We start from the raw sequence: 24,612 nt of genomic DNA, 5'->3' as shown, positions 1-24,612 counted from the left end.
GTGGTGTCCATCGGCTACTCGCGGTCGTCTGCGGTGGCGCCTCGGCGCCGCGCGAACAGGAAGCCCGCTCCGGCGAGGACCACGACGCCCGCGACGACACCGACGACCACGCCCGTCGAGCCGCCACCGCCGGAGGACCCGGAGTCGGCCGGGACCGCGGACCACCAGCTCCAGTAGCCGTCCTGGCCGTAGAGGTTGCCGGCGGCGCTGGGCATGGTCCGGATCGACTTGATCTGGTCGGTGCGGTACGCCTCGACGGCGTTCGGGTACGCCATGACGTTCATGTACCCCAGGTCGTACAGCCGCGACTCCGCCTGCTTCACCAGCTCCGCCCGCCGGCCGGGGTCGTACTCCGCGAGCTGCTTCGCGTACAGCTCGTCGTACGTCCTGTCGCAGATGAAGTTGTCCGTGGCCCCGGTGTCCTTCGGGGTGGCGGGGAGCGCCGCGCAGGTGTGGATGGACAGGACGAAGTCCGGGTCCGGATTGACGGACCAGCCGTCGAACGCGAGGTCGTACTTGCCCGCGAGCCAGGGGTCGGTGACGTTGTCGAGGCAGTCGAGCGTCATGCCGATGCCGAGCTTGCCCCACCACTCCTGGAGGTACTGACCGACGGCCTTGTCGTTCGGGTCGGTGGCGTGGCACAGGACGCGGTACTTCAGCGGTCTGCCGTCCTTGCCGACCCTTCGCCCGTCGCCGTTCTTCTTGTAGCCCGCCTGGTCGAGCAGCCGGCCCGCCGCCACCGGGTCGTAGGCGAGCCGCTGGTCCGCGGACGGTTTCCAGAAGTACGTGGAGAAGCGCGGCGGGATGTAGCCCTGCCCTTCGACCGCGTGCCCCTGGAAGACCTTGTCGATGACGGTCCTGCGGTCGATCGCCATGAACAGGGCGTGCCGCACCCGCTGGTCCAGCAGGGAGGGGTCGCCGTCACCGAACTTCTGCCCGTTCCTCGCCCGCGCGCCCGGGTTGGTGGCGAGGGCGTAGAAGCGGCGGCCGGGCCCTTCGTTGACGTGGATGTCCTTCTCGCCCTTGAGCGAGGCGGCCTGGGCCGGGGTCAGGGAGGGCGAGCCGGCGACGAAGGACACCTCGCCCTTGCGCAGCGCGGCCACCGCGGCGTCCTGGTCCTTGTAGTACTTGAAGACCAGCTCGTCGAACTTGGGGGCTCCGCGCCAGAAGGACTTGTTGGACTTCAGCCGTACGTAGCTGTCGGGCTTGTAGTCGGTCAGGACGTACGGCCCGTCGCCCACGATGGGGAACTTCTTGTCGTTGTTGAACTTCGAGAAGTCCGTGACGTCCTTCCAGACGTGCTCGGGCACGATCGGTACGTCCAGGGCGGTCATCGTGGCCTGCGGCTGCTTCAGCCGCACCACCAGCTCGGTGGGGCTCGGGGCCGTCACCTCGCGGAAGTTGGCGACGAAGCTGCCGTTCGCGGTGGCGGCCGCCTGGTCGCTCATCATCTTGTTGAAGGTCCATGCCGCGTCGCGCGCGGTCACGGGCTGCCCGTCCGACCACTTCGCGCCGGAACGGATGGTGTACGTCCAGGTGAGCTTGTCCGCGGACGACGTCCACTTGGTGGCCAGACCGGGGACCGGGTGGGCGTCCCCGGGGTCGTAGTCGGTGAGGTACTCGTACGTCAGCCGCAGCACGCTGGTGCTGAGCAGGCGTACCGCGAGGAAGGGGCTGAGCGAGTCGACGCTCTGCGCGACGGCGACGGTGAGGACCTTGTCGGCGGGGGCCGCCTCGGCTCGCGAGGGCGCCGGATCGAGGGGGGTGGCGAGGGCCGCCGAGAGCGTCACGGCGAGGGCGCCGGCAGCGGCGACGAGCCGGGGCGCACGGTTTCGCGGGATTCTCGGGAGTGAACGACTTCTACCGTGCTGATCTTGCCTGCTCATGAATCGTGACCTCGCGTCATCGCTCGCACAGGGACAGCTTGTTCGGACGTCGTACGGGTTTTGCCTGGTGACGCCGGGCGGGTGATGAGTGTGTCTATCAGCGGGGGTCCGCGCACGTCAACGGCGCGCGAGAAGCGGGCGTGGCCTGCGAAAACGGCGAGTTGATGTTCCGAGATGCAAACATTGGTCTAGACCGGTGAAGGTGGGCTGGTGGAACGCCGGCGCCGCCGCGGCCCGTGTCAGCCGTCGACGGCCGCTGTGGCGACGGTGACGATCTCGCCGCTGGCCTGCGTCAACGGTCCCCGCTCCCAGTCGCCGTACTGCTCGAGGACCCGCAGCCCGGCCCGCCCCAGGACGAGCGACAGGCGGTCGGGGTCCGGGAAGTGCAAGGTGGAGCGGCTGATTCGCGGGCGCGGCCAGATCTCGCTCTCGAAGGTCTCCTTGACGGTCACGCGGTGTCCGGCCGGAGTGCCGTCGACCTCCCGGCGCACCTTCACGGCGCGGCCCTCGGGGTCGGTGACGGTGCGGACGTCGTCGGACGTCCAGCGGGTCCAGGGACGGCCCGCCGGGTGCCTGGTCTCGAACACGAACCGCCCGCCGGGCGCCAGGGCCGACCGGACGGCGGTCAGTGCCTCGTGCAGCTCGTCGTCGTGGGCGAACACCTGGAAGGCGTGGCCGGTCATCACGACCAGGTCGAATTCGCCGTCCCACAGCCGTGTCCCCAGGTCGCCGAGCACCCAGCTCACGTCCGGTTCGCGGTGCCGGGCCTGGATGAGCATCGCGGCGGCCGGATCGAGACCGGTGAGCGTGCCCTCGTGGCCCTCCCGGCGGGCCCGGGCCAGCAACTGGCCGGTGCCGCAGCCGACGTCGAGCACCGACCGGGCGGACATCACCAGGTCGAGGTAGAAGTCGTCGCCGGGTCCCCAGGGATTGAGGGCGTCGTACAGCGAGGCGAGGGAAAGATCCACGAACGAGCGGTCGACCATCGCGGCAGTGTGCCACACGCGGATGAACCGAACGGCACGTTCGGCCTTCTTACTGGCCTTGTGCGCAAGGCAGTTGACCCTCCGTGAGATCTCCCGCGCGGTGTGCGCCGGTGCGCCCGGACGGTGATCCTCCGTCGGCCGTGTGCGGCCCCGCCCCGCTCGTCCGCCGCACCGGCGGGCCGCGCTCCGTCCCCCGGTTGAGCGCATCCGGATGAATCGTTTCCTCGGGACGCCCCCGGATGGGTGGTGCGTGCATGCGTTTTATGGCGATTGGCCGGATATTGACCGTTAACGGATCGGTATTCACGGAGGAGGCACGCCATGCGTGGAGCCAGGAACGCCCGACGGGCCGCCGTCGCGGCGGCGGTGGCGCTGGCGGCGACGGCCTGCGGCGGTGGGGGCGGGGGCACGGGCGGGAGCGCCGTGCTCAGTTCCTCCTGGGGCGACCCGCAGAACCCGCTGGAGCCGTCGAACACCAACGAGGTGCAGGGCGGCAAGGTCCTCGACATGATCTTCCGCGGCCTCAAGCGCTACAACCCGAAGACCGGCGCGGCCGAGAACATGCTCGCCGAGAGGATCGACACCACGGACTCGCAGAACTACACCGTCACGATCAAGGACGGCTGGACCTTCAGCAACGGCGAGAAGGTCACCGCCGAGTCCTTCGTGGACGCCTGGAACTACGGCGCGAGCCTGCGGAACAACCAGAAGAACGCCTACTTCTTCGGCTACATCGACGGCTACGACAAGGTCCACCCGGAGGGCGGCTCGCAGACCGCCGAGAAGCTCGACGGCCTCGAGGTCGTCGACGACCACACCTTCACCGTCAGGCTCAACCAGAAGTTCTCCGGCTTCCCCGACACCCTCGGCTACGCCGCCTTCGCCCCGCTGCCGCAGTCCTTCTTCACCGACCACGCCGGCTGGCTCGCCAAGCCCGTGGGCAACGGGCCGTACGCCGTCCAGTCGTACGCCAAGGGCGCCCAGATGGAGCTGCGCACCTGGGACGCCTACCCCGGCCAGGACAAGGCCCGCAACGGCGGCGTGACCCTCAAGGTCTACACCGACAACAACACCGCCTACACCGACCTCATGGCCGGCAACCTCGACCTGGTCGACGACGTGCCCGCCGCCCAGCTCAAGAACGTCGGGAGCGACCTCGGCGACCGCTACATCAACACCCCGGCCGGCATCATCCAGACCCTCGCCTTCCCGTTCTACGACCCGGCCTGGAACAGGAGCGGCTCCGAGAAGGTCCGCACGGGCCTGTCCATGGCGATCGACCGCAAGCAGATCACCGACACGATCTTCCAGCAGACCCGCACCCCCGCCACCGACTGGACCTCACCGGTGCTCGGCGTCGACGGCGGCTTCAAGGAGGGACTGTGCGGCCACGCCTGCGACTACGACCCCGCCGGGGCCAAGAAGCTGATCCAGGAGGGCGGCGGCATTCCCGGCGGACAGGTCAAGATCACGTACAACGCGGACACCGGCTCCCACAAGCAGTGGGTGGACGCCGTGTGCAACTCCATCAACAACGCCCTCGGCGACGACCACGCCTGCGTCGGCAACCCGGTCGGCACCTTCGCCGACTTCCGCAACCAGATCGGCCGCCACAAGATGAGCGGCCCGTTCCGGGCGGGCTGGCAGATGGACTACCCGCTCATCCAGAACTTCCTCCAGCCGCTCTACTACACGGGTGCCTCCTCCAACGACGGCCAGTGGTCGAACGAGGACTTCGACGAGCTCGTCGACCGGGCCAACGCCGAGACCGACACCGCCCGGTCGGTCAAGACCTTCCAGCAGGCCGAGGAGGTCGTCCGCGACAACATGGCCGCCATCCCGCTCTGGTACCAGAACGGCAGCGCGGGCTACTCGCAGCGGCTCTCGAACGTGGCGCTGAACCCCTTCAGCGTCCCGGTCTACAACGAGATCAAGGTCGGCTGAACCGCGATGGGACGCTACGTCGTCCGGCGGCTGCTCCAGATGATCCCGGTGTTCGTCGGGGCCACGCTGCTGATCTTCCTGATGGTCAACGTCATGGGCGACCCCATCGCGGGACTGTGCGGCGAGCGGCAGTGCGACCCCGCCACCGCCGCCCAGCTCAAGAAGGAGTTCGGCCTCGACAAGCCGGTGTGGCAGCAATACCTCACCTACATGGGGAACGTCTTCACCGGCGACTTCGGCACGGCGTTCAACGGCCAGCCCGTCACCGAGCTGATGGCCACCGCGTTCCCCGTGACCGTACGGCTGACGATCGTCGCGATCCTCTTCGAGGTCGTCGTCGGCATCACCCTGGGCGTGCTCACCGGGCTGCGCCGCGGCCGGCCGGTCGACACCGGGGTCCTGGTGCTCACCCTGGTCGTCATCTCGGTGCCCGTCTTCGTCACCGGCCTGGTGCTCCAGCTGCTGCTCGGCGTCGAGTGGCAGTGGATCCAGCCGTCGGTGTCCGCCGACGCCGCGTTCGGCGAGCTGATCGTGCCGGGCCTGGTCCTCGCCTCCGTGTCGCTCGCCTACGTCACCCGGCTGACCCGCACCTCCATCGCCGAGAACAAGCGCTCCGACTACGTCCGCACCGCGATCGCCAAGGGGCTGCCCCGGCACCGCGTCATCACCCGGCACCTGCTGCGCAACTCGCTCATCCCCGTCGTCACCTTCATCGGCACCGACATCGGGGCCCTGATGGGCGGGGCCATCGTCACCGAGCGGATCTTCAACATCCACGGCGTGGGCTACCAGCTCTACCAGGGCATCCTGCGCCAGAACACCCAGACCGTCGTCGGCTTCGTGACCGTCCTCGTCCTCGTCTTCCTGGTGGCCAACCTGCTCGTCGACCTCCTCTACGCCGTACTCGACCCGAGGATCCGCTATGCCTGAGCAGCCGTTCGAGCCCGACAGCGCCATCGCCGGCACCGGGGCCGGCGGCGCGATGGACCTCGCGACCAGCGAGGCGGAGACCCTGGAGAAGGTCCCCGGCGGTCCCCTCGGCACCGGCCCGCAGGGGAAGCCCCGCTCCCTGTGGTCCGACGCCTGGCGCGACCTGCGCCGCAACCCGGTCTTCCTCGTCTCCGCCCTCGTCATCCTCTTCCTCGTCGTGATCTCCCTGTGGCCCTCGCTGATCGCCTCCGGCAACCCCCTCTCGTGCAACCTCGCCAAGGCCCAGGAGGGCTCCCAACCCGGCCACCCCTTCGGATTCGACGGACAGGGCTGCGACGTCTACACCCGCACCGTGTACGGCGCCCGTACGTCGGTGACGGTCGGCGTCTGCGCCACGCTCGGGGTCGCGCTCCTCGGCTCGGTGCTCGGCGGGCTCGCCGGGTTCTTCGGGGGCCCGTGGGACTCCGTCCTCTCCCGGCTCACCGACGTGTTCTTCGCCATCCCGGTCGTCCTCGGCGGCCTGGTCCTGCTCTCCGTGGTCACCAGCAACACCGTCTGGCCCGTCATCGGCTTCATGGTGCTGCTGGGCTGGCCGCAGCTCTCCCGCATCGCCCGCGGCTCCGTCATCACGTCCAAGCAGCACGACTACGTGCAGGCCGCCCGCGCCCTGGGCGCCTCCCACTCCCGCATCCTGCTGCGGCACATCGCGCCCAACGCCGTCGCCCCGGTCATCGTCGTGGCGACCATCGCGCTCGGCACCTACATCTCGCTGGAGGCGACCCTGTCCTACCTCGGCGTCGGCCTCAAGCCGCCCAGCGTCTCCTGGGGCATCGACATCTCCGCCGCCTCGCCCTACATCCGCAACGCCCCGCACGCCCTGCTGTGGCCCTCGGGCGCGCTGGCGATCACCGTCCTGGCCTTCATCATGCTGGGCGACGCGGTGCGCGACGCCCTCGACCCGAAGCTGAGGTGAGCCGACGTGCTGCTCGAAGTGCGTGATCTGCACGTGGAGTTCCGCACCCGCGACGGTGTCGCCAAAGCCGTCAACGGGGTCACCTACGGAGTGGACGCGGGCGAGACCCTCGCCGTGCTCGGCGAGTCCGGCTCGGGCAAGTCCGTGACCGCGCAGGCCGTCATGGGCATCCTCGACATGCCGCCCGGCCGGATCACCGGAGGGGAGATCCTCTTCCAGGGGCAGGACCTGCTGAAGCTCAAGGAGGAGGAGCGGCGCAGGATCCGGGGCGCCGGGATGGCGATGATCTTCCAGGACGCGCTGTCCGCCCTCAACCCCGTGATCTCCGTGGGCGACCAGCTCGGCGAGATGTTCGTGGTGCACCGCGGGGCCTCCAGGAAGGAGGCGCGGGCCAGGGCGGTCGAGCTGATGGACCGGGTGCGCATCCCGGGCGCAGCCCAGCGGGTGCGCGACTACCCGCACCAGTTCTCCGGCGGCATGCGCCAGCGCATCATGATCGCCATGGCGCTGGCCCTGGAGCCCGCGCTCGTCATCGCCGACGAGCCCACCACCGCCCTCGACGTCACCGTCCAGGCCCAGGTCATGGATCTGCTCGCGGAGCTCCAGCGGGAGTACGCCATGGGGCTCGTCCTGATCACCCACGACCTCGGGGTGGTCGCCGACGTCGCCGACCGCATCGCCGTGATGTACGCGGGCCGGATCGTCGAACAGGCCCCGGTCCACGACATCTACAAGGCTCCCGCGCACCCCTACACCCGCGGTCTGCTCGACTCCATCCCGCGCCTGGACCAGAAGGGCCAGGAGCTGTACGCCATCAAGGGCCTGCCGCCCAACCTCATGGACATCCCGCCCGGCTGCGCCTTCCACCCCCGCTGCCCGCTGGCCCGGGACGTGTGCCGCACCGACGAGCCCCCACTGGCCGAGGTCGCCGAGGACCGCGCCAGCGCCTGCCACTTCTGGAGGGAGTGCCTCCATGACTGAGCCGATCCTGGAGGTCAGCGGACTCGTCAAGCACTACCCGCTCACCCGGGGCATCCTGTTCAAGAAGCAGGTCGGCGCCGTCAAGGCCGTCGACGGCGTCGACTTCACGCTGGACCGGGGCGAGACCCTGGGCATCGTGGGCGAGTCGGGCTGCGGCAAGTCCACCGTCGCGCGGCTGCTGTGCAACCTGGAGCGCCCGACGGACGGTTCGATCCGGTTCAAGGGCGAGGACATCACCCGGCTGTCGGGGCGGGCGTTGAAGGCGGTGCGCCGCAACATCCAGATGGTGTTCCAGGACCCGTACACCTCGCTCAACCCGCGGATGACGGTGGGCGACATCATCGGGGAGCCCTTCGAGATCCATCCCGAGGTGGCCCCGAAGGGCGACCGGCGCAGACGGGTGCGGGAACTGCTGGACGTCGTCGGTCTCAACCCGGAGTACATCAACCGGTACCCGCACCAGTTCTCGGGCGGGCAGCGCCAGCGCATCGGCATCGCCCGCGGCCTCGCGCTGCGGCCCGAGGTGATCGTCGCCGACGAGCCGGTCTCCGCGCTGGACGTGTCGGTCCAGGCCCAGGTGATCAACCTGATGGCGCGGCTCCAGGACGAGTTCGACCTGTCGTACGTGTTCATCGCGCACGACCTGTCGATCGTGCGGCACATCTCGGACCGGGTCGGGGTGATGTACCTGGGACGGATCGTGGAGATCGGCCGGGACGCCGAGATCTACGACCATCCCACGCACCCGTACACCCAGGCGCTGCTGTCCGCGGTGCCCGTGCCGGACCCCGAGGCCCGTGAGCACCGTGAGCGGATCATCCTCTCCGGCGACGTCCCGTCCCCGACGCAGGTGCCCTCCGGCTGCCGCTTCCGCACCCGCTGCTGGAAGGCGCGGGAGCGGTGCGCGCTGGAGGTGCCGGCGCTCGCCGTGCCCGCCGAGTTCCGGTTCACGACCGGGCCCGCGGCGCACGACTCGGCCTGCCACTTTGCGGAAGAGAAGCAGGTGGTGCCGGTGGAGGAGCAGGGCAACGGGCCGGGGTGACATGGCGCACCCCGGCCCGTTCACGGCACCCGCACGGCCGTACGTTGTTCAGCGTGGCGCGTCCGTATATCGGTACCGCTTCCGTGAAGTTGCCTGCGTGTTAACGCGATTGACGGTGTTTTGTCACGTTACGTGCAGGGCGCGCCTGAGGAAGTCGACCTGGAGCAGGAGCAGGTTCTCCGCGACCTGCTCCTGCGGGGTCATGTGGGTCACACCGGACAGCGGGAGCACCTGGTGCGGGCGTCCGGCCGCCAGCAGCGCCGAGGACAGGCGCAGGGTGTGGGCGGCCACCACGTTGTCGTCCGCCAGGCCGTGCACGATCATCAGCGGGCGCTGCGGCTCGGCCGGGTCGGACAGCCCGTCGTCGGTGACGAGCGAGCTGTGCGCGTACGCCCGCGGGTCCCGTCCGGGGTCGCCCAGGTACCGCTCGGTGTAGTGGGTGTCGTACAGTCGCCAGTCGGTGACCGGGGCGCCCGCGATGCCCGCGTGGAAGACGTCGGGGCGGCGCAGCACGGCGAGGGCGGCCAGCCAGCCGCCGTAGGACCAGCCGCGGATCGCCACCCGGGAGAGGTCCAGCGGATACCGCTCGGCGAGCGCGTGCAGCGCCTCCACTTGGTCGTCCAGGGAGACCGTGAAGTCCCCGTGGACCGCCTTCTCCCAGGCGGGGGAGCGGCCCGGCGTGCCCCGGCCGTCGGCGACGACCACCGCGAAGCCCTGGTCGGCGAACCACTGCGAGGTCAGGTGCGCGTTGTGCGCGGCGACCACCCGGGGGCCGTGCGGACCCCCGTAGGGGTCCAGCAAAACCGGCAGGGGTGTGTCGGTGTGGTAGTCCCGTGGCATGAGCACGGCGCACGGAATTCGGCGTGCGCCCCCCTCGGTGAGGACCACCCGGGGGGACAAACCGGGGTCTTCCCCGTACGACATGACAGTCGCCGTCGGTTTTCCGTCACGCAGGACCCGGGCCCGCGACCCCGGCCGGTCCAGGGTCGCGGAGACCAGGACGGTCACCGCGCCCGCCCGCACCGCCGAGTGCACCCCGGGCTCCTGGGACACGCGCTCGACACCGAGCTCGCTCACCCGGTAGACATGCACCTCACCGGTTTCGGCCGTCTCCGCCTCCTCACCCGCGGACGCCGAGACCAGCACGTCGTCGGAGGTGACGTCGAGCACCGCACGCACGTGCAACTGGGCTCCCGTCAGCGGACGTTCCCCCACCGCGAGCACCCGCGCACCACCCTCGTCGGCGATCCGCACCAGCTGTCCGGACGGGCTCCAGCAGGGCACTCCGGGGAAAAGTTCCAGCCATGTTGGATCTTCGTCCGCGTGCACCATCCGGGTCGTCCCGGTCTCCGGGTCCACGGCCAGGAACAGCTGGCTGCGCTGGTCCCGCGCCTGCACGAGCAGCAGCGGCGCACCCGCCTCTGACCAGTGCACTCGCGCCAGATACGGATAGCGTTCCCGGTCCCAGAGCACCTCCGTGCGCGACCCGTCCAGGCCGATCACGAACAGCCGCACCTCCGCGTTCGCGGTGCCCGCCGCCGGGTAGCCGACGTGGTGTGGCTCACGCTCCGGATGGGCGGGGTCGGCGATCCACCAGCGGCCCACCGGCGTGTCGTCCGTGCGCGCCACCAGCAGCCGGTCCGACTCCGGCGCCCACCAGAAGCCGCGGGCGCGCCCCATCTCCTCGGCCGCGACGAACTCGGCCAGCCCGTAGGCGACCCCGTCGGACTCCGGCTCGGCCAGCGGCCGGTCGCCGTCGCCCTCGGCGCCCACCACCCGCAGGGCGCCCCGCACGACGTACGCGACGTGCCGTCCGTCGGGTGCCGGGCGGGGGTCCAGGACCGGCCCCCCGACCGGGAGTTCACGTGCCGTGCCGACCCGCAGCTCGGCCGTGAAAAGCCGCCCTGACAAGGTGAAAGACGCCAATTCCACGGCCGTGTCGGTGGCATAGCCGACGATGCCGGCGCCGCCCTCGCGACTGCGCTCGCGGCGGGCCCGCTCCTCGGCGGAGAGGTGCTCCGCGGCGCCCCCGAGCAGGGCGCGCGGATCGGCCGCCACCCGCTCCGTGCCGTCCGTCACGTCCAGCACCCACAGGGAGTTGGCCCGGTCCGTGCCGGAGCCGGAGCGCAGGAACACGACACGGGAACCGTCGGGAGCGGCGGTGAACGCGCGCGGCACGCCGAGCGTGAACCGCTGGGTGCGGGCGTGCCGCCGGGGGAAGGAGTCGGGCTCGGTCGTCATGCCCCGACCATATTGGCCATGCGCCCCCTTGTGCGGCTGTGCGCCGCGCGATGCGCGAGCACGGATAGTTATGATCACTACCGCTGCGTGGGTATCAACCTGCTGGCAACCGTATGGATTTGCTGTACCGATCTACACCCCCCATAGTCCGAACCCCCCGAATCCCCGGGACATTTGGAGGTGAACCGCCGTGGCACTCTCGATTTCGGCGGTGGTGCTGCTGGCGATCATCGTCTTCCTGTTGATCAAGAAGTCAGGGCTGAAGGGCGGTCACGCGGCCGTCTGCATGCTCCTCGGCTTCTATCTCGCCTCCTCGACGGTCGCCCCCACCATCAGCGAACTCACGACCAACGTCGCCAGCATGATCGGCAGCATCAAGTTCTGACCCCGCTCCACCCCGTGCCGTGCGGCGCCCCCGGCGCCGCCTCGTAGGGTGGGACGCATGACGGAACTGCCAGACCGCCGTCTGCTCCTGGTGCACGCGCACCCGGACGACGAGTCGATCAACAACGGCGCGACCATGGCCAGGTACGCGGCCGAGGGTGCCCGGGTGACCCTGGTGACCTGCACCCTCGGCGAACGCGGCGAGGTCATCCCGCCGTCCCTGCGGCACCTGACCGGCGCCGCCCTGGGCGAGCACCGGCTGGGCGAGCTCACGGCCGCCACGCGCGCACTGGGCGTCACCGACGTCCGCCTCCTCGGCGGCGCCGGGCGCTACGGCGACTCCGGGATGAGGGGCCTGGCCGACAACAACGACCCGGGCTGCTTCTGGCGGGCCGACGTCGACGAGGCCGCGGGCCTGCTCGCCCGGATCGTCCTGGAGGTGCGCCCCCAGGTCCTCGTCACCTACGACGACAACGGCGGCTACGGCCACCCCGACCACATCCAGGCCCACCGCGTCGCCATGCGCGCCGTCGAGCTGGCCACCGAGGCCGGGCACCGGATCGCCAAGGTCTACTGGAACCGCGTCCCGCGCCCCGTCGCCGAGGCCGCCTTCGCCCGGCTCGCCGACGAGCTGCCCGGCCTCCCCTTCGCCAAGGCCGCCGCCGTGGACGATCTGCCCGGCGTGGTGGCCGCCGACCGGATCACCACCGCGGTCGACGGCGGCGCCCACGCGGCCGCCAAGGCCGCCGCGATGCGCGCCCACGCCACCCAGATCGAGGTGGCGGGCTCCTGCTTCGCGCTCTCCAACGAGCTCGCCCAGCCGCTGTTCACCACCGAGTACTACGAGCTGGTGAGCGGCGAGGCGCACGACGAGACCGATCTGTTCGCCGGTATCGGCACGACCGCCGGGGAGGCGTCATGAGTACGACCGGACGCGGTCCCGCGCTCGCCCAGCCGATGCAGCGCCCCTCCGCCGGGCGGATCGCCGCCCACGCCCTGCTGCTCGTGCTCGGCGGGGTCGTCGGGGCCACCGGTTCGCTGGTGCAAGCGGGCTGGTTCCCCGGCGGACTGCTGCTCGCCCTGGCGGGCGCGGCCGGCCTGTTCCTCGGCGGAGCACGCGCCATGGGCTCGCGCGCCGGGGCGGTCGCGCCGGTGGCCGGCTGGATGATCAGCGTGATCCTGCTCGTCGCCAACCGCCCCGAGGGAGACTTCCTGTTCGGCGCGGGAAGCGGCTCCTACCTCTTCCTGCTCGGCGGAATGGCCGTGGCTGTGATCTGTGCCACCCTCGGATCGGGCGGGCAACCGGGCGGCGACGGCGCCCGACTTGCCAAATGACGTACCACTTCGCCGTGGGGCACACGTGCACGTGCCGTGTGGGTTTCCACGGCGGTCGTGGGATACCGGTCAGAAGTGGCCAGTATGGTGGTGCGCGCCGCCGAGCCGCCCGCGCAAGGTCGTGACGGGCGGCGGAGCCAACCGGGAGAACCTGCCTTGAGTCGTGAAACTGACACTCCGTCCTCCGGGCCCAACGGGCGCGGCGGAGCCGCATACCCCTCGGGCACGCCGCCGTACGGAACCCCCATGGTTTCCGGCGACGGCACCGACGCGGGCCGCGCGGCCGCGCAGCCGGAGGAGCGCAAGACCGAGACCACGCTGACGACCCGTATCCGGATCAACATCCCCGGATCGCGGCCCATTCCGCCCGTGGTCGTCCGCACGCCCGTCGCCGACGCCGACGGCCCCGCCGCCGACGACACGGCCGCCGACGCGCAGCCCAAGCCCGCCCCCGCCGCCGCCCGCGCACCGGAGACGCCCGCCGAACCCGCCGCGCCCGCGGCCGAGGAGAAGGCGAACGACTGGTTCGCGCCCCGCAAGTCCGGCCCGGCCAAGGGCGGTCAGGGCGGCGCGGGCACCAACGGCGCGGGCATGGCCGGGACTTCGGCGCCCGGCGCCCCGCGGCCCGGTGCCGCGCCCGGCGCCCGGCCCGGCGCTCCCCGGCCCGGCGGTGTCGTCGGCTCCATGAGCGTCCCGGGCGGCGGCTCCCGCCCCGGCACCGGCGGCACCAACGGCGCGGGCCTGCCCGGCGGCGCCACCGGCGGCCCCGTCGCCCCCGGCCACGGCGGCGGCACCGGCTCCTTCGACGTCACCGAGGCACTCGCCGCGGGCCCCCTCGGCGGCAACGGCGCACGGCCCGGCGCCACCGGCGAGCACCGCCGCGACGACCTGCCGTACTTCACCGAGCCCGGCGGCGGCCACGACGGCGCCAGCGGCCAGGGCGGCCCCGGCGCTCCCGGCGGCCCGGGTGGCTTCGGCGGCCAGGGCGGCCCGGCCGGCCCCACCGGCGGCCCGGTCACCGGCGACGGCCCGATGGCGCCGCCCGCGACGGGCGACCGGGGCATGGAACCGGGCGAGCCCTTCGGCGCCCCGGCCGTGCCCGGCGCACCGGGCGGCCGCGGTCCCGGCGGCCCCGGCGCTCCCGGCCGGCGGCCCGGTCCCGGCGCAGTGCCCGGCGCGGGTCTCCCCGGCGGCGGCCTGAGCGACGACACCGCGGTCCTCACCCCGCAGAAGCAGGCCCCCGGACCGGGCACGCCCGGCTACGGCAACCCGGCCGACAACATCTCGGGCCAGACCGTCACCAGCGGCATCCCGGTCGTCACGCCCACCGGCGGCACGCCGTTCGCCGACGGCCCCACGGCGCACACGCCCCCGAAGCTGCCCGAGCCGACCCCGCAGAGCGCGCCCGCCTCGGCCAGGCCCAAGAAGAAGGGCCGCAGCAAGGTCGTCCTGCTCGTCGTCGGCCTGGTCGTCATCGGCGGCGGTGTCTACGGCGCCGGTCTGCTGATGAACCGCACCGACGTCCCCAAGGGCACCACCGTGCTCGGCATCGACATCGGCGGCGGCACCCGCGACGACGCGGTCAGGAAGCTCGACGACACCTTCGGCAACCGGGTCGGCAAGCCGCTGAAGCTGACGGTCGGCGGCAAGCCCCTCGACCTCGTGCCGGACAAGGCCGGGCTCCAGTTCGACTACCAGAGCACCGTCGCCGACGCCGCCACCAGCGACTACAACCCGGTCACCGTGATCGGCTCGCTGTTCGGCAGGCAGCGGGTCGTCGAGCCCGTCATGCCGGTCGACGAGGAGAAGCTCCAGGCCGCGCTCCAGACCGCGGGCGGCGGCTCCGGCTCCGGCTCGGTCACCGACGGCGGCATCACCTTCCAGTCCGGCAAGGCGGTCGCCGTCTACGGCAAGGCGGGCAAGGGCATCGACGCGGGCCAGGCGAGCCGCGCGGTCGCGGAGGCGTACCGGACGATGGTGGAGACGGGCACGGCGGCGCCGGTCGCCGTGCCGACGACCACCCGGCAGCCGACGGTCTCCAACGCCGAGGTCGACCGGGAGATGAAGGAGTTCGCGCAGCCCGCGATGTCGGCCAACGTCGTCGTGCGCACCGACGCCGCCCACTCCATCGAGTTCAGCCCGCAGAACTCCCTGTGGAAGTTCCTCAAGGTGAAGGCCGTCGACGGCAAGCTCGTCGACAGCCCCGACCTGAACGCGCTGAAGGAGCTGTACGGCCAGACCTTCGACGGTGTGCTCATCACCCGGGGCACCGGCCAGAAGACGGCCGTCACGCCCCAGGACGTGTACGGCGCCCTGCGGCAGGCCCTGCTCAGCACGACGAAGCGGGAAGGCGTGATCCCCACGGACGCGAACTAGCCGGTCCCGGCAGGGACTTGGGGGACCTGGGAGGGCACCCGGCATCGCCGGGTGCCCTCCGCGCGTCCTGGCGCCCCGTCACCCGGGGCACATGACATCTGTCATCCGGCAGTCAGGACCCACGGCACTGCCGGAGTCCGGCCCCGTCCGGCCAGCATGGGGCCATGACAACGACAGAGACGGCCACCGCGGCCCCGGCGGTGGGGTTCGACCAGGTGAGCAAGGTCTACGGGAGCGTGCGGGCCGTCGACGGCCTCTCGCTCCGGCTGCACCCGGGGGAGACCGTGGCGCTGCTCGGCCCGAACGGCGCCGGCAAGTCCACCACCCTCGACCTCCTCCTCGGCCTCAAACAGCCCGACAGCGGCACGGTCCGCGTCTTCGGCACCGGCCCCCGCGAGGCGATCGTCGCCGGCCGGGTGGGCGCCATGCTCCAGAGCGGCGGCCTGATGGACGAGGTCACCGTCGCCGAACTGGTCAAGCTGGCCTGCGCCCTGCATCCCAAGCCCTTCGCCCCCGCCGACGTGCTCGCCCGCGCCGGCGTCACACAGATCGCCGACCGCAAGGTCAACAAGCTCTCCGGCGGCCAGGCCCAGCGGGTCCGCTTCGCCCTCGCCACCGCGGGCGACAGCGACCTCATCGTCCTGGACGAACCCACCACCGGGATGGACGTCTCCGCCCGCCAGGCGTTCTGGGCGACCATGCGCGAACAGGCCGACCGGGGCCGCACGGTCCTGTTCGCCACCCACTACCTCGAAGAGGCCGACGCGATCGCGGACCGGGTGCTCGTCCTGCACCGCGGCCGGCTCCTCGCCGACGGCACCGCCGCCGAGATCAAGGCCAAGGCGGGCGCCCGCCGCATCTCCTTCGACCTGGAGGGGAGCATCGACGAGACGGCCCTGCGCGGCCTGCCCTTCCTCACCGCGCTCGCCGTGTCCGGGCCCACCGTCCGGATCCGCTCCACCGACGCCGACGCCACCGTGCACGCCCTCTACGGCCTCGGCCTCTACCCCCGCAACCTCGAAGTCGCCGGGCTCGGACTCGAGCAGGCGTTCGTCGCCCTCACCGAGGCCGAGGAGGCCAAGCAGTCGTGAACAGCCTGATCAAGCTCGAACTCACCCGCGCCCTGCGCAACCGCAAGTTCCTGTTCTTCTCGGTGATCTACCCCTCGGCCCTGTTCCTGCTCATCGCGGGCAACACCGACTCCACCGACACCGTCGACGGCACGGGGCTGACCCTGCCGACGTACATGATGGTCTCCATGGCCTCCTTCGGCGCGCTCACCGCCGTCCTGATGGGCAACAGCGAGCGCATCGCCAAGGAGCGCGAGAGCGGCTGGGTCAGGCAGCTGCGGCTGACCCCCCTGCCCGGACGCGGCTACGTCCTCGCCAAGACCGCGAGCGCGGCCGTCGTCAGCCTGCCGTCCATCGTGGTCGTCTTCGTCGTCGCCGCGGCCGTCAAGGACGTCCGCCTCGACGCCTGGCAGTGGCTCGCCCTCACCGGTGCCATCTGGGCCGGCAGCCTGGTCTTCGCCGCGCTCGGCGTCGCCCTCGGCTATCTCGCCAGCGGGGACGCCGTCCGCCCCATCACGATGATCACCTACTTCGGGCTCTCGATCCTCGGCGGCCTGTGGATGCCGACGACCACGTTCCCGCAGTGGCTCCAGGACATCGCCAGGTGGCTGCCCACCCACGCGTACGCCGCCCTGGGACGGGCCATCGAACAGAGCCGTGCCCCCGAGGCACAGGACGTCGCCGTCCTCGCCGTCTTCTTCGTCCTGTTCGCGGGCGGCGCGGCCTGGCTCTACCGGAAGGACACGCTGAAGGCGTGAGCACCGTGACGGACTCCCGGTCGGGGGAGGCACGACGGGAAGCGCTGATCCCCCTCGGGCTCGCCCCCCGCAACAACAACCGCGACCTCGTGCTGCGCAAGCTGGTGTGGATAGGCGTCTGGCTCGTCTTCCTCAGCTCACCGGTCCACGACCTCGCCACCGGCGACCACTCCGCGGCCGGCACCGCCGGCGGCTGGCTGGGCCTGACCGTGTTCGTCGGCGCCTATCTGGCGCTGGTCTTCCGCAACATGGGCTCGCCCTTCAGCCCGCGCGTCGTCGTCGGACTGCTTGTCCTCATGGGCGTCCTCGCGACCGTCCTCACCCTGACCCTGGGCTCGGCGTGGCTCGGCCTGTACTGCTACGTCTCCGTCGGCTGCGGGGCCACCCTGCCCCCGCGCGCCGCCTACTGGGCGGTCCCGGCGACCGGCGGACTGGTGCTGCTCGTCGGCTGGCGGGTGGACCTGGAGGAGGCCGGCAACCTCCTGCTGCTGGTGCTCCTCATCGGCTTCGCGATGACCGGCGTCGGACAGCTCGTCCGCACGACCGTCGAACTGCGCAAGGCCCGCGCCACCGTCGCCCAGCTCGCCGCCAACGAGGAGCGCCTGCGCCTCGCCCGCGACCTGCACGACCTGCTCGGGCACTCGCTCTCCCTGATCACGCTCAAGAGCGAGCTGGCCGGGCGGATGCTGCCCGACCACCCCGGCAAGGCCGCCCAGCAGGTCGCCGACATCGAGCAGGTGAGCCGTCAGGCCCTCGTCGACGTCCGCGAGGCCGTCACCGGCTACCGGCGCCCCCGCCTCGCCGCCGAACTCGCCGGCGCCCAGGTCGCGCTGACCGCCGCCGGGGTCGTCGCCCGCGTCCCCGCCGAACCCGGCCTCGGCACGGTCCCCGAGGACACCGAGTCCGCTCTCGCCTGGGCGCTGCGCGAGGCCGTCACCAACGTCGTACGGCACAGCGGCGCCGCACGCTGCACCGTGGAGCTGCTGCACCGCCAGACCCTCGACGGCCCGGTCCTCGAACTCTCCGTCGAGGACGACGGATCGGGCGACTCGGGCAAGGGCCCCGGCAACGGTCTGACCGGGCTGACCGAACGCCTGGAGAAGGTCGGTGGCACCCTGGACGCGGGCCGCGTCAGACACGGGTTCCGGCTGGTCGCCCGGGTGCCGGCGGCTCCGTCCGCCGACGTAGGATCCCGGGCATGAGCAGCACGATCAAGGTCCTCCTCGCCGAGGACCAGTCGATGGTCCGCGAGGCCCTGGCCGCCCTGCTCGGGCTGGAGGACGACATCGAGGTCGTCGCCCAGGTCGCCCGCGGCGACGAGGTGCTGCCCGCCGCACGCGAGCACGACGTGGACGTGGCGCTGCTCGACATCGAGATGCCCGGCTGTACGGGCATCGAGGCGGCGGCCACGCTGCACCGCGAGTTCCCCGCGCTCAAGCTCGTCGTCCTCACCACCTTCGGCCGCCCCGGCTATCTGCGCAGCGCCATGGAGGCGGGCGCCGACGCGTTCCTCGTCAAGGACGCCCCCGCGGCCCAACTCGCCGAGGCGGTGCGCAAGGTGCTGGCCGGCGAGCGCGTCATCGACCCCACGCTCGCGGCGGCGGCCCTCGCCGAGGGCGCCAACCCGCTCACCGACCGCGAACGCGAGGTGCTGCGCGCGGCCGCCGACGGCTCCACCAACGCCGAACTCGCCCACGCCCTGCACCTGTCCCAGGGCACGGTCCGCAACTACCTCTCCACCGCCATCCAGAAGCTGGCCGTGCGCAACCGCGCCGAGGCCGTCCGCACGGCCCACGAGAAGGGCTGGCTGTAGCGCGCCGGGGCTTGTCGGACCGGGCCTAGTTGAGCTTGGCGCGGGCCGCGTTCGCCTGGTGGCGTACCCGTTCGGCCGCCGGTCCGTCGACCGCCGCCACCAACTCCGCGTAGGCGTCCAGTTCGGCGGCCCCCGCGACGAACTCGCCGCGCTGGACCAGCAGTTGGGCCCGCTCGTAGCGCAGCGCGGCCGGGTGCGAGGGCAGCAGCAGCGACAGGTCGACCGCCCACAGCCCGACGTCCGACCGCTCGGGCCGGGCCGCCGCCCACGCCCGGACGTTGTTCAGGATCCGCCGTACGACGTCCACCGGCGCCGCGGGCACCAGCATCGACTCCTCCAGCGGTGTACCCGTCGTCCCGGCGACCAGCAGCGCGGCGTCCGTGCCCGTGAGCACCCGGCCGCCGTCGAACGGATCGACCAGCACCCGCTGCCCGGCGGTCCCGAGGCCCACCACGAAGTGCCCCGGCAGGGCGACCCCGTACACCGGCGCCCCCGCCCGTCGCGCCACCTCCGTCCAGACCACCGACAGCAGGATCGGCAGCCCGCGCCGGCGCCGCAGCACCGTGTGCAGCAGCGACGAGTCCAGCCGCCCGTAGTCGGCCGGGGTGCCGTGGAACTCCAGCCGCTCGCCCAGGAGCCGGCGCAGCGCCTCGGCCCAGGCCGCGGGTCCGCCCGGCCGGTACGGCAGCAGCCCGGCCAGCCGGTCCAGCTCCAGCTGCGCCTCGTCCAGACCGGTGTCGTCGAGGGCGCCGTCCGCCTCCGCGCCGATCAGCAGACACAGCGCCGACAGGTCGGGCCGTTCCGAGCGCGCCTCCTCGGCGAACCGCAGCCGCAGCTCGGCGGAGCGCTCCGGGGACGGGGGACGCAGGGGTGGCATGGCTCGATCGTGCCCTTTCACGGCGTTCCGCACTAGCGCCCGGCGCCGGGGGCGTCCGGCGCGCGGTAGTGGTGGTAGACGTGGTGCGGGGCGAGGCCGAGCCGGGTGTAGAGCGCCCGCGCCCCGACGTTGTCCGACTCGACCTGCAGCCAGGCCGCCGACGCCCCCTCCTCCAGCGCCCGCCGGGCCAGTGCCGCCATCACCTCGGTCGCCAGCCCCCGCCGCCGGAACGCGTCCCCCACCGCGACGGCCGCGAACCCGGCCCACCGCCCGTCGACGACCATCCGCCCGATGGCGGCGGGCACGCCCCGCGGCGCGGCGGGCAGGTCGGCGCCGCCGACGGGGACGTCCCGCGTGGTGGGGGCGGCGAGGTCCTGCGCGCCGCCGACGGGCACGTCCCGCGTGGCGGTGGCGGGCACGTCCTGCGTGGCGGTGGCGGGGACGTCCTGCGTGGCGGTGGCGGGGACGTCCTGCGTGGCGGTGGCGGGGACGTCCTGCGTGGCGGTGGCGGGGACGTCCTGCGTGGCGGTGGCAGAGGCGTCCTGCGCGGCGGTGGCGGCGTCCGTGCCCGGCGTGCCCGTGGCCGTGACGGGTATACGGGCGAACCACACCGAGGGGCCGCTCGTCAGCACCCGCAGGGCCGTCCCGGTCAGGTCCTTGCGCTCGTAGGCGGCCAGCCAGGCGGTGTTCGTCTCGCGGGACAGCGTCACTCCCGTGCCCTCCGCCCGGTCGGCGAGCGGGGCCAGGGCTCCGGTCCACACCTCGGCGCTCACCTCGCGCGTCCAGCCCCGCCGCTCCAGCTCGGCGCAGAGCGACTCCTGCGTGCCCTCGCCCCCGGTGGCCGTCTGGACGTACGCGGGCAGCCCCCGCACGCCGTACCAGCGCCGCACGGCCTCCAGCGCCGCGTCGAGCGGGAGCCCCGGGTCCCCGAGCGGCAGCACACTGTTCGCGCGCCGCGTGAACCCGCCGGCCGCCCGCAGCTCCCACTCGCCCAGCCGCTCGCTCTCCACCGGCCGCCACGCCCGGGCGGAGATCCGCGCCAGTTCCTCGTAGTCGGCCGCGGGGCCCCGGCGGCGGGCCGGTGCCGGAGGCACGACCTTGCCCGCGACCAGCGAGGACTCCGCGATCCGGACGCTCTCCCCGTCCTTCCGTGTGATCAGCAGCACACCGTCGTCCCAGGATGTGAGAACACCCACCGTGTCGGTGAACTTCTCACCCGGCCCTACAGCCTCCCGCAAGCGCCGTACGGAGACTCGTTTACCCACGTCAGCAGCGGTGATCCGGACCTCGAGTCGCCCGGCGGCAGAGATTTCCACAGGTCAGTTCACCCCTCCTGTTCGGATCATGCCCAAGAACGGAGATACTAGGGGCGGGCATCGACGACGCCGCGCTCCCGCGCGCCAGGCGGCGGAGCCTGCGGAGGCCCGCCAGCGCCCTATCGAGGAGGAACGACAGCGTGACCTACGTCATCGCGCAGCCTTGTGTAGACGTGAAGGACAAGGCGTGCATCGAGGAGTGCCCGGTCGACTGCATCTACGAGGGCCAGCGGTCCTTGTACATCCACCCGGACGAATGCGTCGACTGTGGTGCCTGTGAACCGGTCTGCCCGGTCGAGGCGATCTTCTACGAGGACGACGTGCCGGAGGAGTGGAAGGACTACTACAAGGCGAACGTCGAGTTCTTCGACGAGCTCGGCTCTCCCGGCGGCGCCAGCAAGCTCGGTCTGATCGAGCGCGACCACCCGTTCGTCGCCGCGCTCCCGCCGCAGGCCGAGTAGCCGTCCGACGGCCCGCACGCTCGTGCCGCCTCGGTCCCGTACGCCCCGATCGCCCTGATCGCCGCCGTACGGGACCGGGGCGTTCGCAGTATCCGACGAAAGTGAGCAACCCACCGTGTCCGCAGTCTCCGACCGTCTGCCCACCTTCCCCTGGGACAAGCTGGAGCCGTACCGGAAGACGGCCGCGGCGCATCCGGACGGCATCGTCGACCTGTCCGTCGGCACCCCCGTCGACCCGGTTCCGGACCTGGTCCAGAAGGCCCTGATCGACGCGGCCGACTCCCCGGGCTATCCGACGGTCTGGGGCACGCCGGCGCTGCGCGACGCGATCACGGGCTGGGTCGGGCGCCGCCTCGGCGCCCGCGGGATCACCCACCGCCACGTGCTGCCGATCGTCGGCTCCAAGGAACTCGTCGCCTGGCTGCCCACGCAGCTCGGCCTCGGCCCGGGCGACCGGGTCGCGTTCCCGCGCCTCGCCTACCCGACGTACGAGGTCGGCGCCCGGCTGGCCCGCGCGGACCACGAGGTCTACGACGACCCGACCGAGCTGGACCCGGCGAACCTCAGGCTGCTGTGGCTGAACTCCCCGTCCAACCCGACTGGCGAGGTGCTCGGCAAGGAGCGGCTGGCCCGGATCGTCGCCTGGGCCCGCGAGCACGGCGTGCTGGTCTTCTCCGACGAGTGCTACCTCGAACTGGGCTGGGAGGCCGACCCGGTCTCGGTGCTGCACCCCGACGTCAACGGCGGCTCGTACGACGGCATCGTCGCCGTCCACTCCCTCTCCAAGCGCTCCAACCTCGCCGGCTACCGCGCGGCGTTCCTGGCGGGCGACCCGGCCGTCCTCGGGCCCCTGCTGGAGATCCGCAAGCACGGCGGCATGATGACCTCGGCGCCGACGCAGGCGGCGGTGGTGGCGGCGCTCTCCGACGACACGCACGTCCACGAGCAGCGCGAGCGCTACGCCGCCCGCCGCACGGCCCTGCGGGACGCCCTGCTCTCCCACGGCTTCCGCATCGAGCACAGCGAGGCCAGCCTCTACCTGTGGGCCACCCGCGACGAGCCCTGCTGGACGACGATCGCCCACCTGGCCGACCTGGGCGTCCTGGCGGCCCCCGGCGACTTCTACGGCGAGGCGGGCGCCTCCTTCGTCCGCGTGGCCCTGACGGCGACGGACGAGCGGGTGCGGGCGGCGGTCGCCCGTCTGACCGCGTAGCCGCGACGTTCCCCACCGACAGGGGAAACGGGGCCCGGGGAACTCCCCGGACCCCGTGAGCCGGCCGGCCGGATCCGCCTAGGGCGTGTTTCGAAAGTCCCGCCTGGCCTCCGGGCGGACGGCGCTGCTTTCGAAACACGCCCTAGCCCAGCGGCAGCGCCCCCGTGGGGAGACCGCCCTCGGTCAGCCCCTGCGTGGGGAGGCCGTCCGTGGGCAGGCCGCCCTTCGTGGCGGACGCGGCCGTGTCGCCGAGGACGTCCCCGGCGGAGCCGGCCACCCCGCCCGCCGCCTTCTGCGCCGCGGGCGTCACCTTCTTCACGGCCTTGCCGCCGGTCTCACCCACGGCCGGCACCGCCTTCTCGACCGTGGTGCCGACGTTCGCCGTGTCCAGGGCGGTCAGCCCGCCGAGGTTCGGGGTGGCCGGGAGACTCGGGGCGGCACTGGCGGAGCCGGCCGCGCCGACCCCGGCTGCCGCTCCCGCTGCGAGGAGCAGCGCGGTACGGGCGAGCCGGCGGGGCAGGGGGAGGGACATGATGCTCCATTCGACGGAAGAACGATGAACTGTCCTGCGGACGTCGTGACTACCGCTCGAGACCCGTGAAGGTTGCGCAGCACCAAGGTAAAGAATTGATAACGCATCGCATTATCGGGTGTGGATAAAAAAGGGCAAAGGTCCCCTGCCCGGAACCGGTGCGGAATCCTTACGCCGCCCTGTTCCCAAGGGCTTTCCCCGCCCGGGAGGGCCGGCGCGCGCCCCCGCGCACCCGGCCGCTCCGCACCGCCCGCGGTGACCCCCGCGAGTGACCCTTCGTACGACTGCCCGCCCCTACTGCCCGGTGACGATCCGCACGGCCCCGACGGACCCCGCCTCGTCGGACCCAGCCTCGTCGGACCCGGCTCCGGCCGGTCCCGCCGCCTCCTGGGCGCCCCCGTTCCCCGTCCCGGCGCTCCCGGCCGTCCCGTTCGGCCGCCACCGGCTGTCCGTGCTCCCGGCGGACCACACCCGCCCCGCGTACACGACCTGACGGATCTGCAACGCCGCCGAGTTGGCCACCGCCCAGTGCGCCAGCTGCCACCCGCGCTCCAGCTCGCCGCGCCCCTCGGCGTCCTTCTTCGTGCCCTCCGGCACCGGAACCGTCACGGTCCGCCCCCGCGCCTCGGCGGTCAGGCTCGGCGTGGGCGTCGGCGTCGCACCCTCGCCCTCGGCCCCGGCCGCACCCTTTCCCACCTCGGCACCGGCCTCCTGCAACGCGTCGCGCCCGAAGTCCCTTACCAGCGCGGCCCGTACGGCGTCGGGGCCCGGCCGCGTCACATCGGCGCCGGCCGCCGCGGCGGCCGTCCCCGCCCGCTGACGGCCCTCGCAGGTCAGCGTGGCCGCGGCCTCCCCGGTCAGCGCCGCCGACAGCAGCGTCGCGTCCGGCTCGTGCTTGGCGTACGCCTCCGGGAAGCCGCTGCGCTGCACCCGCTGCGCGGCCACCGTGAGCGGCAGGTACTCGTAGTGCGGGACCTTGGCCAGGTGCTCGTAGAAGATGCCCGCCGCGTACGCCGGGTCCATGATCTGCTTCTCGGTGCCCCAGCCCTGCGAGGGCCGCTGCTGGAACAGGCCCAGCGAATCCCGGTCGCCGTGCTCGATGTTGCGCAGCCCCGACTCCTGGAGCGCGGTCGCCAGCGCGATGGTCACCGCCCGCTCGGGCATGCCCCGCCCGGTCCCGACGGCCGCGATCGTCGCCGCGTTCACCGCCTGCTCGGGCGTGAACTCGTACGCCTTCCCGTCGGTTCTGCCCGACACCACCTTGCAGCCCGGGGCGCCCCCGCCCCCGGTGACGTACTGCACCACGAGGTAGCCGGCGAGGGCGAACAGGATCACGAGGGCCGCGCCGAACCGCAGGAGACGGCCGCGGCGACGCCCAGGGGGAGTGGGGGAGGGCACTGACACGCGTACAAGGTACTGGAGGCGACTGGGCCGTCAGTGACGGGTGCGCCGCCTGGTACGGGCCCCGCGCGCGGGGTGGCGCGTTAGGGTCGG

22 protein-coding genes are annotated in these 24,612 nt (G+C 72.4%); 15 read left to right on the top strand and 7 right to left on the bottom strand.

What is annotated here, in order from left to right:
- Positions 1 to 14: 14 nt before the first annotated feature.
- Together AB0F77_RS00635 and AB0F77_RS00630 are read right to left on the bottom strand one after the other, a co-directional pair.
- On the bottom strand, positions 15 to 1,886 hold the full coding sequence (locus AB0F77_RS00635; RefSeq protein ID WP_361939037.1) for an ABC transporter substrate-binding protein: 1,872 nt from the start codon (positions 1,884 to 1,886) through the stop codon (positions 15 to 17).
- 239 nt (positions 1,887 to 2,125) lie between these two features.
- Positions 2,126 to 2,872 carry a class I SAM-dependent methyltransferase gene (locus AB0F77_RS00630; protein ID WP_361939034.1) on the bottom strand — a complete coding sequence of 249 codons (747 nt, stop codon included), beginning with the start codon at positions 2,870 to 2,872 and terminating at the stop codon, positions 2,126 to 2,128.
- A 321-nt stretch (positions 2,873 to 3,193) separates the two neighbouring features.
- Between AB0F77_RS00630 and AB0F77_RS00625 the strand changes: the two genes are divergently transcribed.
- Genes AB0F77_RS00625 through AB0F77_RS00605 form a run of 5 tightly spaced genes read left to right on the top strand, consistent with a single transcriptional unit; the run spans position 3,194 to position 8,742 of the window.
- Positions 3,194 to 4,816: an ABC transporter substrate-binding protein gene (locus AB0F77_RS00625; protein ID WP_361939031.1), complete on the top strand. Its 1,623-nt coding sequence runs from the start codon at positions 3,194 to 3,196 to the stop codon at positions 4,814 to 4,816.
- Positions 4,817 to 4,822: 6 nt separating this feature from the next.
- Positions 4,823 to 5,746 carry an ABC transporter permease gene (locus AB0F77_RS00620; protein WP_361939028.1) on the top strand — a complete coding sequence of 308 codons (924 nt, stop codon included), beginning with the start codon at positions 4,823 to 4,825 and terminating at the stop codon, positions 5,744 to 5,746.
- Positions 5,739 to 6,719, top strand: a complete 981-nt coding sequence (locus AB0F77_RS00615) for an ABC transporter permease (RefSeq protein WP_361939025.1) — start codon at positions 5,739 to 5,741, stop codon at positions 6,717 to 6,719. The genes AB0F77_RS00620 and AB0F77_RS00615 overlap by 8 nt, the downstream gene beginning before the upstream one ends.
- Positions 6,720 to 6,725: 6 nt before the next feature.
- A complete protein-coding gene (locus tag AB0F77_RS00610) occupies positions 6,726 to 7,700 on the top strand; it encodes an ABC transporter ATP-binding protein (protein ID WP_361939022.1) in 975 nt (324 codons plus the stop codon).
- A complete protein-coding gene (locus AB0F77_RS00605; RefSeq protein WP_361939019.1) occupies positions 7,693 to 8,742 on the top strand; it encodes a dipeptide ABC transporter ATP-binding protein in 1,050 nt (349 codons plus the stop codon). The genes AB0F77_RS00610 and AB0F77_RS00605 overlap by 8 nt, the downstream gene beginning before the upstream one ends.
- Positions 8,743 to 8,865: 123 nt before the next feature.
- Here AB0F77_RS00605 and AB0F77_RS00600 read toward each other — a convergent pair whose 3' ends face one another.
- On the bottom strand, positions 8,866 to 10,983 hold the full coding sequence (locus AB0F77_RS00600) for a prolyl oligopeptidase family serine peptidase (protein ID WP_361939016.1): 2,118 nt from the start codon (positions 10,981 to 10,983) through the stop codon (positions 8,866 to 8,868).
- A 190-nt stretch (positions 10,984 to 11,173) separates the two neighbouring features.
- On the opposite strand from AB0F77_RS00600, the gene AB0F77_RS00595 reads away from it, so the two are divergent.
- The 8 genes from AB0F77_RS00595 (at position 11,174) to AB0F77_RS00560 (ending at position 18,719) form a co-directional block, all read left to right on the top strand.
- Positions 11,174 to 11,368 (top strand): hypothetical protein, encoded by a 195-nt coding sequence (locus AB0F77_RS00595; protein ID WP_361939013.1) that lies wholly within the window; start codon positions 11,174 to 11,176, stop codon positions 11,366 to 11,368.
- A 57-nt stretch (positions 11,369 to 11,425) separates the two neighbouring features.
- Entirely contained in the window at positions 11,426 to 12,289 is an 864-nt protein-coding gene (mshB, locus tag AB0F77_RS00590) for an N-acetyl-1-D-myo-inositol-2-amino-2-deoxy-alpha-D-glucopyranoside deacetylase (RefSeq protein ID WP_361939010.1), read from the top strand.
- Positions 12,286 to 12,702, top strand: a complete 417-nt coding sequence (locus AB0F77_RS00585; RefSeq protein WP_361939007.1) for a DUF6113 family protein — start codon at positions 12,286 to 12,288, stop codon at positions 12,700 to 12,702. Before mshB ends, AB0F77_RS00585 begins: the two co-directional genes overlap by 4 nt.
- A gap of 156 nt (positions 12,703 to 12,858) precedes the next feature.
- Positions 12,859 to 15,078 (top strand): hypothetical protein, encoded by a 2,220-nt coding sequence (locus AB0F77_RS00580; RefSeq protein ID WP_361939004.1) that lies wholly within the window; start codon positions 12,859 to 12,861, stop codon positions 15,076 to 15,078.
- A gap of 164 nt (positions 15,079 to 15,242) precedes the next feature.
- Entirely contained in the window at positions 15,243 to 16,169 is a 927-nt protein-coding gene (locus tag AB0F77_RS00575; protein WP_361939001.1) for an ABC transporter ATP-binding protein, read from the top strand.
- Positions 16,166 to 16,906 (top strand): ABC transporter permease, encoded by a 741-nt coding sequence (locus AB0F77_RS00570; protein ID WP_361938998.1) that lies wholly within the window; start codon positions 16,166 to 16,168, stop codon positions 16,904 to 16,906. The genes AB0F77_RS00575 and AB0F77_RS00570 overlap by 4 nt, the downstream gene beginning before the upstream one ends.
- Positions 16,903 to 18,108 (top strand): sensor histidine kinase, encoded by a 1,206-nt coding sequence (locus tag AB0F77_RS00565; RefSeq protein WP_361938995.1) that lies wholly within the window; start codon positions 16,903 to 16,905, stop codon positions 18,106 to 18,108. The genes AB0F77_RS00570 and AB0F77_RS00565 overlap by 4 nt, the downstream gene beginning before the upstream one ends.
- A complete protein-coding gene (locus tag AB0F77_RS00560) occupies positions 18,105 to 18,719 on the top strand; it encodes a response regulator transcription factor (RefSeq protein WP_361938992.1) in 615 nt (204 codons plus the stop codon). The genes AB0F77_RS00565 and AB0F77_RS00560 overlap by 4 nt, the downstream gene beginning before the upstream one ends.
- Before the next feature lie 25 nt (positions 18,720 to 18,744).
- On the opposite strand, the gene AB0F77_RS00555 is transcribed toward AB0F77_RS00560, so the two are convergent.
- A complete protein-coding gene (locus AB0F77_RS00555) occupies positions 18,745 to 19,596 on the bottom strand; it encodes a transglutaminase-like domain-containing protein (RefSeq protein ID WP_361938989.1) in 852 nt (283 codons plus the stop codon).
- A 32-nt stretch (positions 19,597 to 19,628) separates the two neighbouring features.
- Complete coding sequence (locus AB0F77_RS00550; protein ID WP_361938986.1) at positions 19,629 to 20,912, bottom strand: GNAT family N-acetyltransferase; 1,284 nt, start codon at positions 20,910 to 20,912, stop codon at positions 19,629 to 19,631.
- A 140-nt stretch (positions 20,913 to 21,052) separates the two neighbouring features.
- Between AB0F77_RS00550 and fdxA the strand changes: the two genes are divergently transcribed.
- Both fdxA and AB0F77_RS00540 read left to right on the top strand, forming a co-directional pair.
- Complete coding sequence (gene fdxA / locus AB0F77_RS00545) at positions 21,053 to 21,373, top strand: ferredoxin (protein WP_018571242.1); 321 nt, start codon at positions 21,053 to 21,055, stop codon at positions 21,371 to 21,373.
- Positions 21,374 to 21,488: 115 nt separating this feature from the next.
- Entirely contained in the window at positions 21,489 to 22,586 is a 1,098-nt protein-coding gene (locus AB0F77_RS00540; protein ID WP_361938982.1) for a bifunctional succinyldiaminopimelate transaminase/glutamate-prephenate aminotransferase, read from the top strand.
- A gap of 142 nt (positions 22,587 to 22,728) precedes the next feature.
- Here AB0F77_RS00540 and AB0F77_RS00535 read toward each other — a convergent pair whose 3' ends face one another.
- On the bottom strand, positions 22,729 to 23,118 hold the full coding sequence (locus AB0F77_RS00535) for an ATP-binding protein (RefSeq protein WP_361938979.1): 390 nt from the start codon (positions 23,116 to 23,118) through the stop codon (positions 22,729 to 22,731).
- A 294-nt stretch (positions 23,119 to 23,412) separates the two neighbouring features.
- Entirely contained in the window at positions 23,413 to 24,522 is a 1,110-nt protein-coding gene (locus tag AB0F77_RS00530; RefSeq protein WP_361938976.1) for a heavy metal transporter, read from the bottom strand.
- Positions 24,523 to 24,612: the final 90 nt, after the last annotated feature.

It is taken from the genome of Streptomyces sp. NPDC026672 (assembly GCF_040638185.1).
GTDB lineage: Bacteria > Actinomycetota > Actinomycetes > Streptomycetales > Streptomycetaceae > Streptomyces.
The sequence above is the reverse complement of the archived record's forward strand: the minus strand, read 5'-3'. Positions and strand labels throughout refer to the sequence as shown.